This is a genomic window from Nonomuraea sp. PA05 (assembly GCF_008086045.1).
Classification (GTDB): Bacteria; Actinomycetota; Actinomycetes; order Streptosporangiales; family Streptosporangiaceae; genus Nonomuraea; species Nonomuraea monospora.
This window is the reverse complement of sequence record NZ_VSEY01000001.1, coordinates 100,119-114,423: the sequence shown is the minus strand read 5'-3', so window position 1 is coordinate 114,423 and position 14,305 is coordinate 100,119. Positions and strand designations below refer to the sequence as shown.

Annotated in this window: 12 protein-coding genes; 8 read left to right on the top strand and 4 right to left on the bottom strand. The window is 73.0% G+C overall.

The window, feature by feature from the left end:
* Complete coding sequence (locus FXF51_RS00505) at positions 1-531, bottom strand: hypothetical protein (RefSeq protein WP_148432194.1); 531 nt, start codon at positions 529-531, stop codon at positions 1-3.
* A 194-nt stretch (positions 532-725) separates the two neighbouring features.
* Between FXF51_RS00505 and FXF51_RS00500 the strand changes: the two genes are divergently transcribed.
* Complete coding sequence (locus tag FXF51_RS00500) at positions 726-3,527, top strand: AfsR/SARP family transcriptional regulator (protein ID WP_148432193.1); 2,802 nt, start codon at positions 726-728, stop codon at positions 3,525-3,527.
* A gap of 4 nt (positions 3,528-3,531) precedes the next feature.
* Here FXF51_RS00500 and FXF51_RS00495 read toward each other — a convergent pair whose 3' ends face one another.
* A complete protein-coding gene (locus tag FXF51_RS00495; protein ID WP_222871058.1) occupies positions 3,532-4,326 on the bottom strand; it encodes an ATP-binding cassette domain-containing protein in 795 nt (264 codons plus the stop codon).
* A gap of 46 nt (positions 4,327-4,372) precedes the next feature.
* Positions 4,373-7,354: a discoidin domain-containing protein gene (locus FXF51_RS00490; RefSeq protein WP_148432191.1), complete on the bottom strand. Its 2,982-nt coding sequence runs from the start codon at positions 7,352-7,354 to the stop codon at positions 4,373-4,375.
* Positions 7,355-7,572: 218 nt separating this feature from the next.
* On the opposite strand from FXF51_RS00490, the gene FXF51_RS00485 reads away from it, so the two are divergent.
* Together FXF51_RS00485 and FXF51_RS00480 are read left to right on the top strand one after the other, a co-directional pair.
* Complete coding sequence (locus FXF51_RS00485) at positions 7,573-8,916, top strand: DUF1996 domain-containing protein (protein ID WP_148432190.1); 1,344 nt, start codon at positions 7,573-7,575, stop codon at positions 8,914-8,916.
* Positions 8,917-8,955: 39 nt separating this feature from the next.
* Entirely contained in the window at positions 8,956-9,996 is a 1,041-nt protein-coding gene (locus FXF51_RS00480; RefSeq protein ID WP_148432189.1) for a LacI family DNA-binding transcriptional regulator, read from the top strand.
* A gap of 50 nt (positions 9,997-10,046) precedes the next feature.
* Here FXF51_RS00480 and FXF51_RS00475 read toward each other — a convergent pair whose 3' ends face one another.
* Entirely contained in the window at positions 10,047-10,445 is a 399-nt protein-coding gene (locus FXF51_RS00475) for a DUF6223 family protein (protein ID WP_187414077.1), read from the bottom strand.
* 218 nt (positions 10,446-10,663) lie between these two features.
* On the opposite strand from FXF51_RS00475, the gene FXF51_RS00470 reads away from it, so the two are divergent.
* The 5 genes from FXF51_RS00470 to FXF51_RS00450 all read left to right on the top strand — a co-directional run bounded on the left by FXF51_RS00470 (position 10,664) and on the right by FXF51_RS00450 (position 14,286).
* Positions 10,664-11,809, top strand: a complete 1,146-nt coding sequence (locus FXF51_RS00470) for a sensor histidine kinase (protein WP_148432188.1) — start codon at positions 10,664-10,666, stop codon at positions 11,807-11,809.
* A 28-nt stretch (positions 11,810-11,837) separates the two neighbouring features.
* Positions 11,838-12,500 (top strand): response regulator, encoded by a 663-nt coding sequence (locus FXF51_RS00465; RefSeq protein WP_148432187.1) that lies wholly within the window; start codon positions 11,838-11,840, stop codon positions 12,498-12,500.
* 34 nt (positions 12,501-12,534) lie between these two features.
* Positions 12,535-13,302, top strand: a complete 768-nt coding sequence (locus FXF51_RS00460; RefSeq protein ID WP_148432186.1) for an ArsR family transcriptional regulator — start codon at positions 12,535-12,537, stop codon at positions 13,300-13,302.
* Positions 13,299-13,691, top strand: coding sequence for a VOC family protein (locus tag FXF51_RS00455; protein ID WP_148432185.1), 393 nt, complete (start codon positions 13,299-13,301; stop codon positions 13,689-13,691). The genes FXF51_RS00460 and FXF51_RS00455 overlap by 4 nt, the downstream gene beginning before the upstream one ends.
* Positions 13,692-13,941: 250 nt before the next feature.
* A complete protein-coding gene (locus FXF51_RS00450; protein ID WP_043625492.1) occupies positions 13,942-14,286 on the top strand; it encodes an RNA polymerase-binding protein RbpA in 345 nt (114 codons plus the stop codon).
* Positions 14,287-14,305: the final 19 nt, after the last annotated feature.

Sequence of the window (14,305 nt, the reverse complement as noted above, 5' to 3'; positions counted from 1 at the left end):
TCAATGGGCGGCGCAGGTGCAGGTGGCCCCGGCCCGCGCGCGGCGGTGCAGCACCATGGCCACGACCATCGGCGCGAAGACGACGGCGTTGTAGAACAGGTGCAGCTCCATCCGGGGCCAGACGAGCTGGAGGATGCTGGTCGGGACCGGGCGGCCCATCAGGTGGAGGCCGCTGAGCTTCTGCAGGAGCAGCAGCAGGTGCTCCAGGTGGTGCCAGATCTGGATGCCGAGGGAGATGTTCCACCACGTACGCGCGCTGCCGGTGAACCCCTTGCGCAGGAGGATGAGGCCGACGAGCATGAGCAGCGCGTAGCCGTAGTGCATCCATTCGGAGGTCACCAGCCACGGGAAGGGCAGGCCGAGCACCCCCCGGGCCTCGGCCAGCGGCCAGCCCCACGCGTAGACCTGTACTGCCTGGACCAGGTGCTCCGCCCAATGAGCCACCACAATGATCATGAAGACCGTGAGCGCGGTCCTGTGGTGCCGCCCGTTGAGCGTTTCAACGCTGAGCGCCGTCGTGGTCGTCGCCATTTCTCACCTCGTGTTCCCCTGCGCGATGGACACTTGGGGCCATCGTGACTCCGGTGCAGATCGCGGGCAAGAGGATCTCGATCTTCACTGGGAATCCGCTTGCAAACGGCTGAAAGGAGTATTGATCGTGATATGCCGCCGGAGAGCCGGACCATCGTTACGCTTCTGATTCCGGCGAAGAAGGAGCCCCCCGCATGGGTCTGGACATCACGTTTCTCGGTCCGTGGCAGGTCACGATGGACGATCAGGTGATCAGGCTGGCCGGGCAGCGGCGGATCGGGGTTCTGGCCAGGCTCGCCCTGGACGCGGGCCGCCCCGTGACGGCCGACCGGCTCCTCGGCGACGTGTGGGCGCACAGCTCGGCGGCGACCGCGGCCAAACAGCTGCACATCGTGATCTCCAAGCTCAGGGACACGCTGGTCTCCCACTGCGGTGAGGACCTCATCGAGACCCTGCCCGGCGCCTACCGCCTCACCCTCGACCAGGACCGCGTCGACGCGCACCTGTTCACCCGGCTGGCCCGGCAGGCACGCGCCGCCCGCGCCGGCAATGCGTCGGCGGCCGCCGACGCGCTGTTCCGCCAGGCGCTCGGGCTCTGGCGCGGGCCGGCGCTGGCCGAGCTGGACGCGCCGTGGGCGCGGATCGCGGCCGGCCGGCTGGAAGAGGAGCGGCTGTCCGTCCTGGAGGAGCACGTCGAGCTGCGGCTGGCCGCCGGCGACCAGCACGCCGTGGCCGCCGAGCTGGCCGAGCACGTCAAGGCGCACCCGCTGCGCGAGCGGCCCGCCGCCCAGCTCATGCTCGCTCTGTACCGCGACACCCGATCCGTCGAGGCGCTGGCCGTCTACCAGGAGATCCGCCGGGTCATGGTGACGGAGCTGGGCATCGAGCCCGGCCCCGAGCTGCGCCGCCTCCACCAGGCCGTCCTCGCCCGCGACCCGGCGCTCGACCGCACCGCCCCCGCGCAGAGCGTCACCTCGGTCGTGCCCGCCGAGCTGCCCGCCGGCACGCAGGCGTTCACCGCCCGCGCCGCCGAGGTCGAACGGCTGCGCGCCGACCTCGTCTCCGCCGACGGCCCCATGATCACGGTGATCGACGGTCCCGGCGGCATCGGCAAGTCGGCGCTCGCCGTGCACGCCGCGCACGCCGTCAGCGACCGGTTCGCCGACGGCGTCGTCTACGTCAACCTGCACGGCGCCACCGCCGGGCTGGCTCCGCTGACGCCCCTCGAAGCCCTCCGCCACCTGCTGCGCTCGCTGGGCCTCGACGGCGCCGCCGTGCCCGCCGACCTGGGAGAGGCCGCCGCCCGCTACCGCTCGCTCACCGCATCGTGCGACCTGCTGGTGATCCTCGACAACGCGCGCGACGTGCGCCAGGTCCGCCCGCTCATCCCGGCCGGGGCGCGCTGCCGGGTCGTCGTCACCGGCCGCGACCCGCTCGCCGTCCTGGACAACGCCCGCCACCTGCACCTGGGCGCGCTCGCCGACGCCGACGCGACCGCGCTGCTCACCCGCCTCGTCGGCGCCGGCAGGGTGGACGCGGAGCCGGAGGCGACGGCGGAGATCGTCCGGCTCTGCGGGGGCTTCCCGCTCGCGCTGCGGATCGCCGGCGCCCGGCTGGCCGCCCGCCCCGGCCGGGCCATCGCCGGCCTGGCGGTGCGGCTCGCCGACGCCACCCGCCGCCTGGACCTGCTGGAGTACGCCGACCTGGCCGTACGCGCCGGCATCGCGGTCAGTCACCAGCACCTGCGCGAGGAGCCGTCCGGACGGGACGCCGCCCACCTGCTGACCCTGCTCGGCCTGCTCGAACTGCCCGCGCACACCACCGCGGCCACCGCCGCCCTGGCCGGCTGGCCGGAGCACCGCACCGAGACCGCCCTGGAGCGGCTCATGGACGCCCGGCTGCTCGAACCCGCCGGTCCTGGCCGGTACCAGTTCCACGACCTGGTCCGCCTCTACGCCCGTGAGCAGGAGCTTCCCGGGCAGGAGCGGGCGGCCGCGATCCGCCGCGCGCTGCACCACTACCTCGCCACGGCCACGCGGGCCGACGACATGGTGGGCGGCGGCAGCTCGGACTTCGGCTACTTCCCCGCCGAGCAGCCCGGCGAGGAGCTCCCCACCGTGGCTGCCGCCAACGAGTGGATCGAGCGTGAACGGGACAATCTGCTGGCCGCGGTCCGCCAGGCGGCCGGTGAGACCACCGACCAGACGGCGGCCGTGCTCGCGAACGTCGCCCAGTGGCTGTTCGACCGGCGAGGCTGGTTCTCCGAAATGCTCGAGATGGGCGAGCTGGCCTTGCGCGGCACCGACGAGAGGCAGGACTGGGAGGGCAAGGCGTACCTGTGCCAGGGGCTCTCCTCGGCCCACCATCAGCTCGGGCGGTTCGCGCAGGCGGAACGCCACATCGAGGAAGGGCTCGCCGCCTGGGACCTGGCCGGGCGGCCGGACCGCAAGGCGGGGCTGTACAACGACCTCGGGACCCTCTGCGCCGTGACAGGCCGCCACGACGACGCTCTTACCGCGCTGGCACACGCACTCACGATCACCGAGCGCACCGGCCGCAAGGACCACCAGTCCTTCGTCCGCAACAACCGGGTGCACGTCTACTACCGTCAGGGAAGATTCGAGGAAGCCGTCGAGGAGGCCCGGCTCGTCCTGACCATGACGGAGGAGCTGGACGACGCCGGCAGCCTCGGCGTCGCCCACGACACCCTGGGCGACGCCTGCCGGGCGGGCGGCCTGCTGGAGGAGGCCGTGGAGCATTACCGCCGCGCCGTCGAGCTCCAGCGTGAGACGGGCTTCACGCTCTACACCGCCGTGTCCTCCTGGTGGCTCGGCCAGGCGCTGCACGATCTCGGGCGGGCGGAGGAGGCGCGGGCCTCCTGGCGGGTGTCGCTCGACCTCCTGCGTGAGGCCCGCCTGCTGACCGCCGCCGAAGTGGCGGCCTACCTCGCGCAGCCCGTACCTGACACGCCGGAGCCGATCAGGAACCAGCTCTGAGCGCTCACCGGTAGGCGGAGGCCTGGAGGTCGTACAGGCGGGCGTAGCGGCCGTCGAGGGCGACGAGCTCGGCGTGGGTGCCGCACTCGATGATCCGGCCGCCGTCGAGCACGACGATCAGGTCGGCCATCCTGATGGTGGCGAAGCGGTGCGAGACCAGCAGCGTGATCCCGCCGGTCGCCCGCTGCCACTCACGGGCCGCCTCCGCGTACCGCTGGTAGACCTCGTACTCGCTGGCGGCGTCCAGCGCGGCGGTCGGCTCGTCGAGCACGGCGAGCAGCGGCGCGGGGCGCATGAACGCCCGCGACAGGGCGATCTTCTGCCACTGGCCGCCGGACAGCTCGACGCCGTCGCCGAGCGCCTTGCCGAGGCGGGTCTCGCCGCCCTCGGGCAGCCGGGCGAAGACCTGGGCGGCGCCGCCCTTCTCGGCTGCCCGCCCGATCTCGCCGATCCTGGGCAGGTCTCCCACGCCGACGGCCTCGCGGGCCAGGAAAGGGAAGCGGCTGAAGTCCTGGAACGCCGAGGTCACGCGCTCCCGCCAGGCCTCGGAGTCGAGGTCGGCGAGCGGCGTCCCGTCCACGGTGAGGGTGCCGCCGGTCGGCCGGTGGAACCCGCACAGCAGCTTGACCAGCGTGGTCTTGCCGCTGCCGTGGTCGCCGGCCAGGGCCACCGTGGCCCCGGCCGGCAGGTGCAGGTCGATGCCGCGCAGCACGGGCGGCCCGCCGTAGGAGAAGTCCACGCCGGTCAGGGTGATGCGCTTGCCCCCAGCCGGCCAGAGCGAGGAAGCCCAGGGAGCCACCTCGGGTGGGTAAGCGCATTCCAAGGACTCTACCGGGCAAGATCGATCAGCTGTAGACGCCGAACTCCCAGAGCGAGTAGCCGTAGGCGGTGCCGCGCTGGGTGAGGTTCAGCCGGACGTAGCGGGCGGAGGTGTTCAGGCCGATCTCGTCGAAGCCGCCGTCGCCGCTGGTGGTGGCGTGGACGGTGGTCCAGTCCGTGCCGTTGGGCGAGGTCTGCACCTGGTACGCCCTGGCGTACGCGGACTCCCAGCCGAGCTGGACGTGCTTGATCGCGGTCGGCCCGCCGAGGTCCACCCGCAGCCACTGCGGGTCGGCCCACTCGCTGGCCCACCGGGTGGTGAAGCTGCCGTCGGTGGCCCGGCCTGGCGTGAACGGGCCGCCGTCGCCGGTCGCCTGTGAGGTGGAGGCGGTGGCCGGTTTGCCGAGCGCCACGTTCGTGCCCGCCACGACCGGCGGCACCACGCGGAACGAGCGCTGCTCGATGCCGACGTTGCCGTGGCCGTCGTAGGCGTAGACGTACACCTTCCACACGCCGAGGCGCTGCGGCGCCGTCACCGCGAACGTGCCCGGCCCCGTCTGGGTGAACGTGGCGTGCGACAGGCCGCGGTTGCCGGTGATGTGCTTGTCGCCCTGCATGACGTTGTACCGGATCAGGTCGCCGTCGCGGTCGGTGGCGGCCACCGCGACGGCGAACGCCGAGCCCGCCGGGACGGCGGTGCGCGACGCCACCGTCATGGAGGTGATCTCCGGGGGCGTGTTCGGGGAGTCCTGCCCGGTGTAGGCCTTCCTGAGCGCGTGGTAGCCGTGCCTGCGCCAGCCTCCCGGCGTGGTGTTGAGCCAGACGCCGCCGAAGTCGTTCTCCAGGCCGTAGTGGAACTCGGTGGCGCCGAGCGCGACGCCCGTGTGGCCGTGCACGGCGTTCCAGCTCGCCGTGTACATGTCCCGTTTGGCCAGGTCGCCCGGCTCGTCGGGGACGCCGTTGACGTCGTCCGGCACCTCCCACTCGCCGTCGGGGCCCGCCTCGGTGACGATGTACGGCTTGGTGTGGCCGCCGTTGACCCAGTCGTTCCTGACGGTCTCGATGGCGCCGTAGGAGTTGACGGCGAGCAGGTCGAGCGCGGGGGCGTGGGCCTTGTAGTAGGTCCAGGCGTGCGTGTAGGCGTCGGTGGAGGTGACCGGGTGGTTCGGGTCGGCGGCGTGCACGGCCCGCGCCACCTCGTCGACGAACTCGGCGTACGCCACCCGCCGCTGTTCCACCACGTCGGCGGGCAGCCCGTGGTCCTGCATGGTGAGGATGACCTCGTTGCCGATGTCCCACATGAGCACGCCCTGCCGGTTCTTCAGCGCGTTGACGCGGGCCACGATCTCGTTCTTCACGCTGGTCTTGTACGCGCTGTCGTTCACGTAGTCGGCGCCCTGGTTGAGCCAGTGGCCGACGATGACCTTGATGCCGTGCCTGGCGGCGGTGTCGAGCAGCGCCGGCGTGTGGGTGTCGTCCACGCCCCAGATCCGGATGGTGTTGACGCCCATGGCCGCCAGGTCGCGCATGTACCCGTCGGTCGCGGCCTGCGGCGGCCCGTACGTCAGCCCCTTGACCTCGAACGGCGCGCCGTTCACCGTCAAGCGCCAGTTGCCCTGCGTGCCGGCCACGCGCACGACGCTCGGCCCGGCGGGGACGGGCGGGTCGGTCATGGCGGCCGGGACGGTGCCCGCCTGCCGGGAGACCCTGACCCAGTCCACGCTCAGCGCGCCGCCCGACGTGGTGCCGGCGACGGGGGTGGTGAGCCCGGCGACGGCGTTCGGCAGCGAGCCGCCGATCGCCAGGTCGAGGCGGAGGTAGAAGCCGTGGTGCACGGCGGCCTTCCAGGCGGCGACGCCGACCTGGCTCTCGCGCACCACCCAGGTCTGCCTGCCGTCGAGGTAGAAGCGGATCTCCTCGTCGGTTCTGGTGCGGTCGATGATCTGGGTGTACTCGTGGTAGCCGCTCTGGCATCCGGCGCAGGTGGCCAGGCCGCTGCCACGCCCGTCGTACTCGTTGCACACGCCGCCGGGGGCGGTGCCGCAGTGCAGGGTGGCGGAGTACTGGTCGCGGCCGTTGACGGCGGTCATGATGTCGCTCTCGCCGACGCCCGGCCAGTTGGTGTGGTCGCCGCGGTAGGCGGCGCCGGTGGCGCGGAAGCCCGGCCAGTAGCCGAGGGGGTTGGCGACGCCGGGCTGCTTGAGCCGGGCGCTGAACCGCAGCAGCTCGCCGGGTCTCGGCTCGAAGTCGGCGCGCTGGGTCTCGACGCGGGCGGAGGTCCAGTTGCCCGCGCCGTCCTTGATCGCCTTGATGGTGAGGTGGCCCTCGCCGTCCAGGGAGAGGTTCGCGGTGGCCGCGGTCATGGTCTCGACCTCGCCGGTGCCCCAGTTCGCCGGGCCGCCCGGGTAGGAGGTGCCGGTGCGCGGGATCCAGTTCGCGGACGACGGGGAGGCGCCGGCCGGGCCGGTGAAGTCGTCGGACCACAGCTCGGTCCAGGAGTCGCCGGTGTTCCCGTACACCTGGAACTCCCACAGGGAGTAGCCGTAGCCGGTGGCGCGGGCGGTGCCGTACATGCGGACGTACCGGCCGGTCGCGGTGAGGTCGATGGTCTGGGCGCCGCCGGTGCCGGTGCTGGTGGCGTAGGCGTCGGTCCAGGTGGCCGCGTCGCCGGAGGTCTGGATCTTGAAGGATGTGGCGTACGCGGCCTCCCAGTCGAGCACGACGCGGGAGATGGTCGCGGGGGCGCCGAGGTCGACCTGGAGCCATTGGGGGTCGCTGAACGAGCTGGACCAGCGGGTGCCGGTGCGGTCGCCGTCCACGGCCGCGGCGGCGCTCCACGCGGCCCCCTCGGACGAGGAGGCCGTCGCGGGTCTGCCCTGCGAGAGCAGGACGTCCGCCGCCCGGGCGGGGGCGGCGGGCGTCAGGCCGGACAGGACCAGGCCCGCCAGCGCGACGGCGACCGCGACCGCGCTTCGCCTGAGCCTGCCTGAGCTGCGAGTTGGATGCACGGCCTCTCCTAGCTACCGGTACCGAAAGGGAGAGCGCTCTCCGAGTCCTGAGAGTCCTCCGGCCGCCGGGTCGCGTCAAGGCCCATCTCCGCACTGGCCCGAAACGCACTGCTCATGCGCGCGAAACAGATTCGCCTCGCTCTCTTGACAGCCGCGCGGCGTACGGGTCAACCTCGGAGAGCGCTCTCCGACTGTCCCCCCGCGAAGGAGAGGTCCCCATGCACCCGTCCAGAAGACCCCTGTGGCCGGTCGTCATCGCACTGGCCGCCGTCCTGGCGGCCTGCGTCGCCGCCGTCTCACCCGCGTTCGCCGCCGACGCGCTGATCTCCGAGGGCCGGCCCGCGACCGCCTCGTCCACCGAGGGCGGCGGCCACAGCGCGGGAGCCGCCTTCGACGGCACCCGCACCACCCGCTGGTCCAGCGCCGCCGCCGACCCGCAGTGGCTGTGGGTCGACCTCGGCGCCTCCGCGACCGTCTCCCGCGTCGTGCTCGAATGGGAGGCCGCGTACGGCAGAGCGTTCAAGATCCAGGTCTCGGACGACGCCGCCGCCTGGACCGACGTCTACTCCACCACCACCGGCGCCGGCGGCGTCCAGAGCCTCGACGTGCGCGGCACCGGCCGGTACGTCCGCATGTACGGCACCGTCCGCGCCACCGGCTACGGCTACTCCCTGTGGGAGTTCCAGGTCTACGGCACCGGCGGCTCCACCACCACCCCGCGCCCCCGGCCGACCTTCACCGACGAGGTGACGCACCACGAGTTCCAGGCCAACTGCTCGGTGACGGCGAACCGGCCGGACGACCCCATCGTCTACCCGGGCCTGCCGGGCGCCTCCCACCTGCACACCTTCATCGGCAACCGGACCACCAACGCGCACAGCACGACCGCCTCGCTGCTGGCCGGCGGCACCTCGTGCACCAACCCGCACGACAGGTCCGCCTACTGGTTCCCCAGCTTCCACAAGGGTGACCGGCTCGTCGAGCCGACCGGCAACCAGGTCGTCTACTACAAGTCGGGCATCCTGGAGTACTGGCGGGTGCAGCCGTTCCCGCAGGGCCTGCGCTTCGTCGCAGGCAGCCCGAGCGCGACGCTGGAGCAGTTCCGCGACTCCCCCGGCGCCGTCGAGGGCTTCGAGTGCGGCGACCTGTCCCGGAGCTGGGACATCCCGGCCTCGTGCGTGGCGGGCTCCCAGGTCAACGTCCGCTATCAGGCGCCGAGCTGCTGGGACGGCGTGCGCCTCGACAGCGCCGACCACAAGAGCCACATGGCCTACCCGACCGGCGGCTACTGCCCGGCGAGCCATCCGGTGGCGGTGCCGATGCTGGAGTTCAAGATCGCCTTCCCGGCGGACGGCGACCTGTCACAGGCGCGGCTGTCCAGCGGCCGGGGCTACTCCTGGCACTACGACTTCTTCAACGCCTGGAACGACCCCGCCGTCCTGGACGCGCTGGTGACCCACTGCATCAACGGCGGGCTCCAGTGCGACCCACGCGGCTACGACCTGTACAAACCGCACCGCGGCGCCGCGCTCACGCCGGACTTCCAGCTCCCCCGCCCCTGATCGGAGAGCGCTCTCCCGCCGGTGTGCTATAAAGACGCCATGAGGCAAGATCCCCCGCCGCCGTCCCCCACCCTGGAGGACGTCGCCAGGGCGGCGGGGGTGTCCAGGGCCACCGTCTCCCGGGTCGTCAACGGCGTCCGCAACGTCGACTCCGCCATCCAGGAGGCGGTCCGGCGGGCCATCACCGCCACCGGGTACGTGCCCAACCGCGCCGCCCGCTCGCTCGTCACCCGCCGCACGGGCAGCGTCGCCCTGGTCGTCTCCGGCGCGGGCGAGGAAAGCGGTTTCTTCCCCTCCCAGGTGTTCACCGACCCGTTCTTCGGCCGGGTCGTGGGCGGCATCGTCGGCTTCCTGCGGCCGCGCGGCATCCACCCGGTCCTCATGTTCGCCGAGACCCCCGAGACCCGCGCCCAGGTGCTCACCGCGCTGCGGCAGGGCGACGCCGACGGGGCCGTCCTGGTCTCCACCCACGCCGAGGACCCGCTGCCCAGGCTCCTCGCCGAGGCGAAACTGCCCGCCGTGCTCTTCGCCAGGCCCGCCGATCCCGTGCCGATCAGCTACGTGGACGTCGACCACCGGGCCGGGGCCAGGCTCGCCGCCGACCACCTCGTCGCCCGGGGCAGGAAGCACGTCGTGACGATCTCCGGCCCCCTGGACGTGCCCGCGAGCCAGGCCCGCCTGGCCGGCTTCCGCGACGCGATGGCCGCGCACGGCCACCCGTTCGTGCCGTGCGCCGAGGGCGGCTTCACCTACCACAGCGGCGAGCAGGCCATGGAACGCCTGCTCGCCGAGCACCCCGGCCTCGACGGCGTCTTCGTGGCCAACGACCTGATGGCGCAGGGCGCCCTGCTCGTGCTGCGGCACCACGGCCGCGCGGTGCCCGGCGACGTGGCCGTGGTGGGCTTCGACGACAGCAGCGCGGCCACCGCCTGCCGGCCGCCGCTCACGACCGTGCGCCATCCCGTGGAGGACATGGCGGCCGAGATGGCCCGGCTGCTGCTGGAGCACATCGAGCAGCCCGGCCACCGGCCCACCTCGATCATCTTCGACCCCACCCTGGTGATCCGCGACTCGTCGTGACATCCGCCCGGCTCCCCCGGGACGCGTGACTCGTCGCGGCGGCTGCACGATCACCTGCGGGCAGCCGTCTCCGCCGCGCCGGTACGGCGGAGGCGGGCCAGGGCGAGCCCGCCGAGCGCCATCGCGGCCACCCCCACCACCGCCGCGATGTAGCCTCCGACGATGCCGTAACCGGTGCCGGGCCCGCCCTCGGCCGCGGCCACCACCAGGCCGCCGCCCACCGCACCGGCCAGCCCCGCCACCAGCGCCACGACAGCGCACGTCCGCCCCGGACGACGGGCGGAGCGGGCCAGGGCCAGCGCGCCGATCACCACGCCGGCCACCCCGGCCAGCGCCGCCACCAAGGACCACAGCCGCCCGGAGGTGAGGTCGTAGGCACCCACCGGGGCCGACTGCACCGGGCCGTGGACACCGGCCACCGCCGCGTCGAGCAAGAATCGAACCGACATGAGCTGCTCCCTGTGTGCTCCGGCTGAACGTGACCTCGATGATGTCCGCCACCCCGCCCGCACGTCGTCCTGCACAGGCAGGCATTTCGCCCTGCCGCACGCGCAGCAGCCCGCTACCGCGCCCGCCGCAGGATCGGCGCGAATACCGCGCCCGCGGTAGCGGGCCGATCGTCCCCCCGCAGGAGTCGCCCGCCCCCGCATCCGGCTAGGGTGCGCGCATGAGTGCGGGACGGTTCCTGGCGCGGGCCGATGTCATCGACTGGGCGATCGCCGTCTGCGTGGCGGCGGCGCTGCTGGTCACCGGCCTGTCAGGAGGGGTCGCCACGACGGGCTCCGGCCTGCTCGGCCCGGTGCTGCTGGCGGGCGGCGGGCTGGCGCTCGCCGCCCGGCGGCGGGCCCCGATCGTCGTGCTGGCCGTCACGGGGCTGTGCGCGGCCGGCTACCAGGCGGCGGGGTTCGACGTGCCCGCGGTCGCGTACCTGTTCGCCGTGTACGCCGCCGTACGGGCAGGGCATCGCGCGGCCGCCGTGGTGGCGAGCGTGGTCGTGCTGGCCGCGCTGCCCCTGGCGGCCATGGCGTCGGGCCTGCACGACACGGGAGAGGCGTTCGCACAGGCCAGAGGCGCGCTGGAGCTGGCCTGGCTGGTGGCGGCCGGCGCGGCGGGCGAGGCGCTGCGGCAGGCCGAGCGGCGCGCGGAGGAGGCCGAGCGCACGCGCGAGGAGACCGCGCGGCGCCGCGCGGACGAGGAGCGGCTGCGCATCGCGCGTGAGCTGCACGACTCGCTCACCCACCAGATCTCGATCATCAAGGTGCAGGCCGAGGTGGCCGTGCACGTGGCGCGCAGGCGCGGCGAGCAGGTCCCGGAGGCGCTGCTGGCCATCCAGCAGGCCGGGCGCGAGGCGACACGGGAGCTGCGCGCGACCCTGGAGGCGCTGCGCGAGGACGACACGAGCCCGCCGCTCGGCCTCGACCACGTGGCCGAGCTGGTGGAACGCGCTCGCGCGACCGGCCTGGACGCGACGCTGACCATCGAGGGGCAGCGGGAGCCGGTGCCCGCCGCGGTGAGCAGAACCGTGTACCGGATCGTCCAGGAGTCGCTCACGAACGTCGCCAGGCACGCCGCCGCCGTGTCCGTGGCGGTGCGGATCGAGCGCCGCCCCGGCGTCCTGGCCATTCGCGTGGACGACGACGGCAAGGCGACGCCGGACGCCGCCCCGGTGCCCGGCGTCGGGCTGACCGGGATGCGCGAGCGGGTCACCGCGCTCGGCGGCCGGTTACGCGCGGAGCCGCGCGGCGAGGGCGGCTTCACCGTCCAGGCCGAACTGCCGGTCGGCGGGGCGTCACCTGTCGGCGGGGCGTCATGATCCGCGCCCTGCCGATCGACGGCCGGTCATGATCCGTGTCCTGCTGGTGGACGACCAGCCGCTGCTGCGCAGCGGGTTCCGCGCGCTGCTCGACCTGGAGGACGACATCGAGGTGGTGGCCGAGGCGGGCGACGGCCTGGAGGGTCTGGCCCTGGCCAGGCTGCACCTGCCCGACATCGCGCTGATCGACGTCCAGATGCCGGTGGTGGACGGCATCGAGGCCACCCGCCGCATCGCCGCGGACCCGGCCCTGTCCGGCGTGCGCGTCGTCATCCTGACCAACTACGGCTTCGACGAGTACGTCTTCGAGGCATTGCGGGCCGGCGCGGCCGGGTTCCTGGTCAAGGACATCGTCCCCGAGGACCTGCTGCACGCCGTGCGCGTGGCCGCCCGCGGCGACGCGCTGCTCGCCCCGTCGATCACCCGCAGGCTCATCGACAGGTACGTCTCCCAGCCGCCGGGCACCGGCGCCGGCAGGGGCCTGGAGGAGCTGACCAACCGCGAGCGCGAGGCCGTGGCGCTGGTCGCGCGCGGCCTGTCCAACGACGAGATCGCCGGCCACATGGTGATCAGCCCGCTGACCGCGAAGACCCACGTCAACCGGGCGATGACCAAGCTGCACGCCCGCGACCGCGCCCAGCTCGTCATCGCGGCCTACGAAGCGGGGCTGGTGACCCCGGGGGGCTCCTGAGATACATCAAATCGGTTTGATGTATTATCGGGGCATGGTGAGTTCGCTCGCGACCACCCCGGCGTTCCTCCGGCTGGCCGCCCACCCGCTGCGGTGGCGGCTGCTGAGCGAGCTGGCCAAGAGCGACTACCGCGTCCGCGAGCTGGTGGAGCTGGTCGGCGAGCCGCAGAACCTCGTCTCCTACCACCTGCGGCTGCTGCGCGACGGCGGCCTGGTCACGGCCAGGCGCAGCACGTTCGACGCCCGCGACAGCTACTACCACCTCGACCTGGAACGCTGCGCGCACGCCCTGGCCGCCACCGGCGCCGCCCTGCATCCCGCCCTTCATCTCACGCCGCCCTACACGCCCCCGCACCCCGCACCTCTGCGACCACCCGCGCGCCGGCCGCGCGTCCTGTTCGCCTGTACGGGAAACAGCGCCCGCTCCCCCATCGCCGAGGCCCTGCTGCGCCACCGCGCCGGCGGCCACGTCGAGACGGCCAGCGCGGGCAGCCATCCCCGCGACCGGCTGCACCCCGGCGCCGTGACCGTCCTGCGCGAGCACTACGGCCTCGACGTGCGCGACCGGCGCCCCAGGCACCTCGACACCGTGTCCGGCCACCGCTTCGACTACGTGATCAGCCTGTGCGACAAGGTCCGCGAGGTCTTCCCCGGCTTCCCCGGCCGCCCCCTCCGGCTCCACTGGAGCATCCCCGACCCGGCCACGGCGGACGCCGCCGGCCTGGTCCGCACCGCTGCGGAGATCGACAGCCGCATCCACTACCTGCTGCCCGTCCTGACCTCACAGGAGGCCCCGCCATGACCGCATCCGACCAGTACGCCGGCGTGCGTTACCTCGTCGACGACGTGGCCGCCGCCGTCCGCTTCTACACCACCCACCTCGGCTTCACCGTGCGCATGGACGCCGCGCCCGCCTTCGCCGACGTCGTACGCGGGCCGCTGCGCCTGCTCCTGTCGGGCCCTGCCAGCTCCGGCGCCCGCGCCACACCCGCCGGGACCAGCGCCGGCCGCAACCGCATCCACCTCATCGTGGACGACCTGGACGCCGAGATCGACCGGCTGCGCGGCGCCGGGCTGTCCTTCCTCGGCGACGCGATATCGGGGCCGGGCGGCCGGCAGATCCTGCTCACGGACCCCGCCGGCAACCTCGTCGAGCTGTTCCAGCCCGCCCGCGTTCCCGCCACGGCGTGACGTCCGGCGGCCGCCGGAGGCCGGTTCCAGGAGACGACGTGAAAGGAAATTTGGCCCACCGCATACGCGCCCGTGCCCAAAATCGCGCATCATCGCAGGACGCGGGCCTGATCGCCGATCATGTGAAGAACTGAGGCCTCAAGCGCGATTGGATCACCCCGAGGGTGGGAATCCCATCACGGTACCAAGCGTTAGACACCGTGGGAGACAGACCCCCCACGCAAGGGGGCCCTGTAGGAGGCATTTAGACATGGGCGAGCGCGCGCTTCGTGGCACCCGGCTCGGGGCAACCAGCTACGAGAACGACCGTAACACGGATCTGGCCCCGCGCCAGGAGGTGTCCTACACCTGTCCTAAGGGCCATCGCTTCGAGGTTCCGCTTGCTGCCGAGGCTGAGATCCCCGCCACTTGGGAGTGCCGCATGTGCGGCGCGACCGCGGTGCGGGTGGACGGCGAGCAGCCGGAGTCCAAGAAGACCAAGCCCCCACGGACACATTGGGACATGCTTCTGGAGCGGCGGTCCATCGAAGACCTTGAGGAGGTGCTCAACGAGCGGCTCGCGGTTTTGCGGGCACAGCGTCGTAAGAGCGCTTAGCCTCCTCTCACGGTGAAAC

Excerpts from the sequence above, each read along its gene's own strand:
- FXF51_RS00505 (WP_148432194.1), bottom strand. The coding sequence starts at position 531 with ATGGCGACGACCACGACGGCGCTCAGCGTTGAAACGCTCAACGGGCGG.
- FXF51_RS00500 (WP_148432193.1), top strand. The coding sequence starts at position 726 with ATGGGTCTGGACATCACGTTTCTCGGTCCGTGGCAGGTCACGATGGAC.
- FXF51_RS00485 (WP_148432190.1), top strand. The coding sequence starts at position 7,573 with ATGCACCCGTCCAGAAGACCCCTGTGGCCGGTCGTCATCGCACTGGCC.
- FXF51_RS00480 (WP_148432189.1), top strand. The coding sequence starts at position 8,956 with ATGAGGCAAGATCCCCCGCCGCCGTCCCCCACCCTGGAGGACGTCGCC.
- FXF51_RS00475 (WP_187414077.1), bottom strand. The coding sequence starts at position 10,445 with ATGTCGGTTCGATTCTTGCTCGACGCGGCGGTGGCCGGTGTCCACGGC.
- FXF51_RS00470 (WP_148432188.1), top strand. The coding sequence starts at position 10,664 with ATGAGTGCGGGACGGTTCCTGGCGCGGGCCGATGTCATCGACTGGGCG.
- FXF51_RS00465 (WP_148432187.1), top strand. The coding sequence starts at position 11,838 with ATGATCCGTGTCCTGCTGGTGGACGACCAGCCGCTGCTGCGCAGCGGG.
- FXF51_RS00460 (WP_148432186.1), top strand. The coding sequence starts at position 12,535 with ATGGTGAGTTCGCTCGCGACCACCCCGGCGTTCCTCCGGCTGGCCGCC.
- FXF51_RS00455 (WP_148432185.1), top strand. The coding sequence starts at position 13,299 with ATGACCGCATCCGACCAGTACGCCGGCGTGCGTTACCTCGTCGACGAC.
- FXF51_RS00450 (WP_043625492.1), top strand. The coding sequence starts at position 13,942 with ATGGGCGAGCGCGCGCTTCGTGGCACCCGGCTCGGGGCAACCAGCTAC.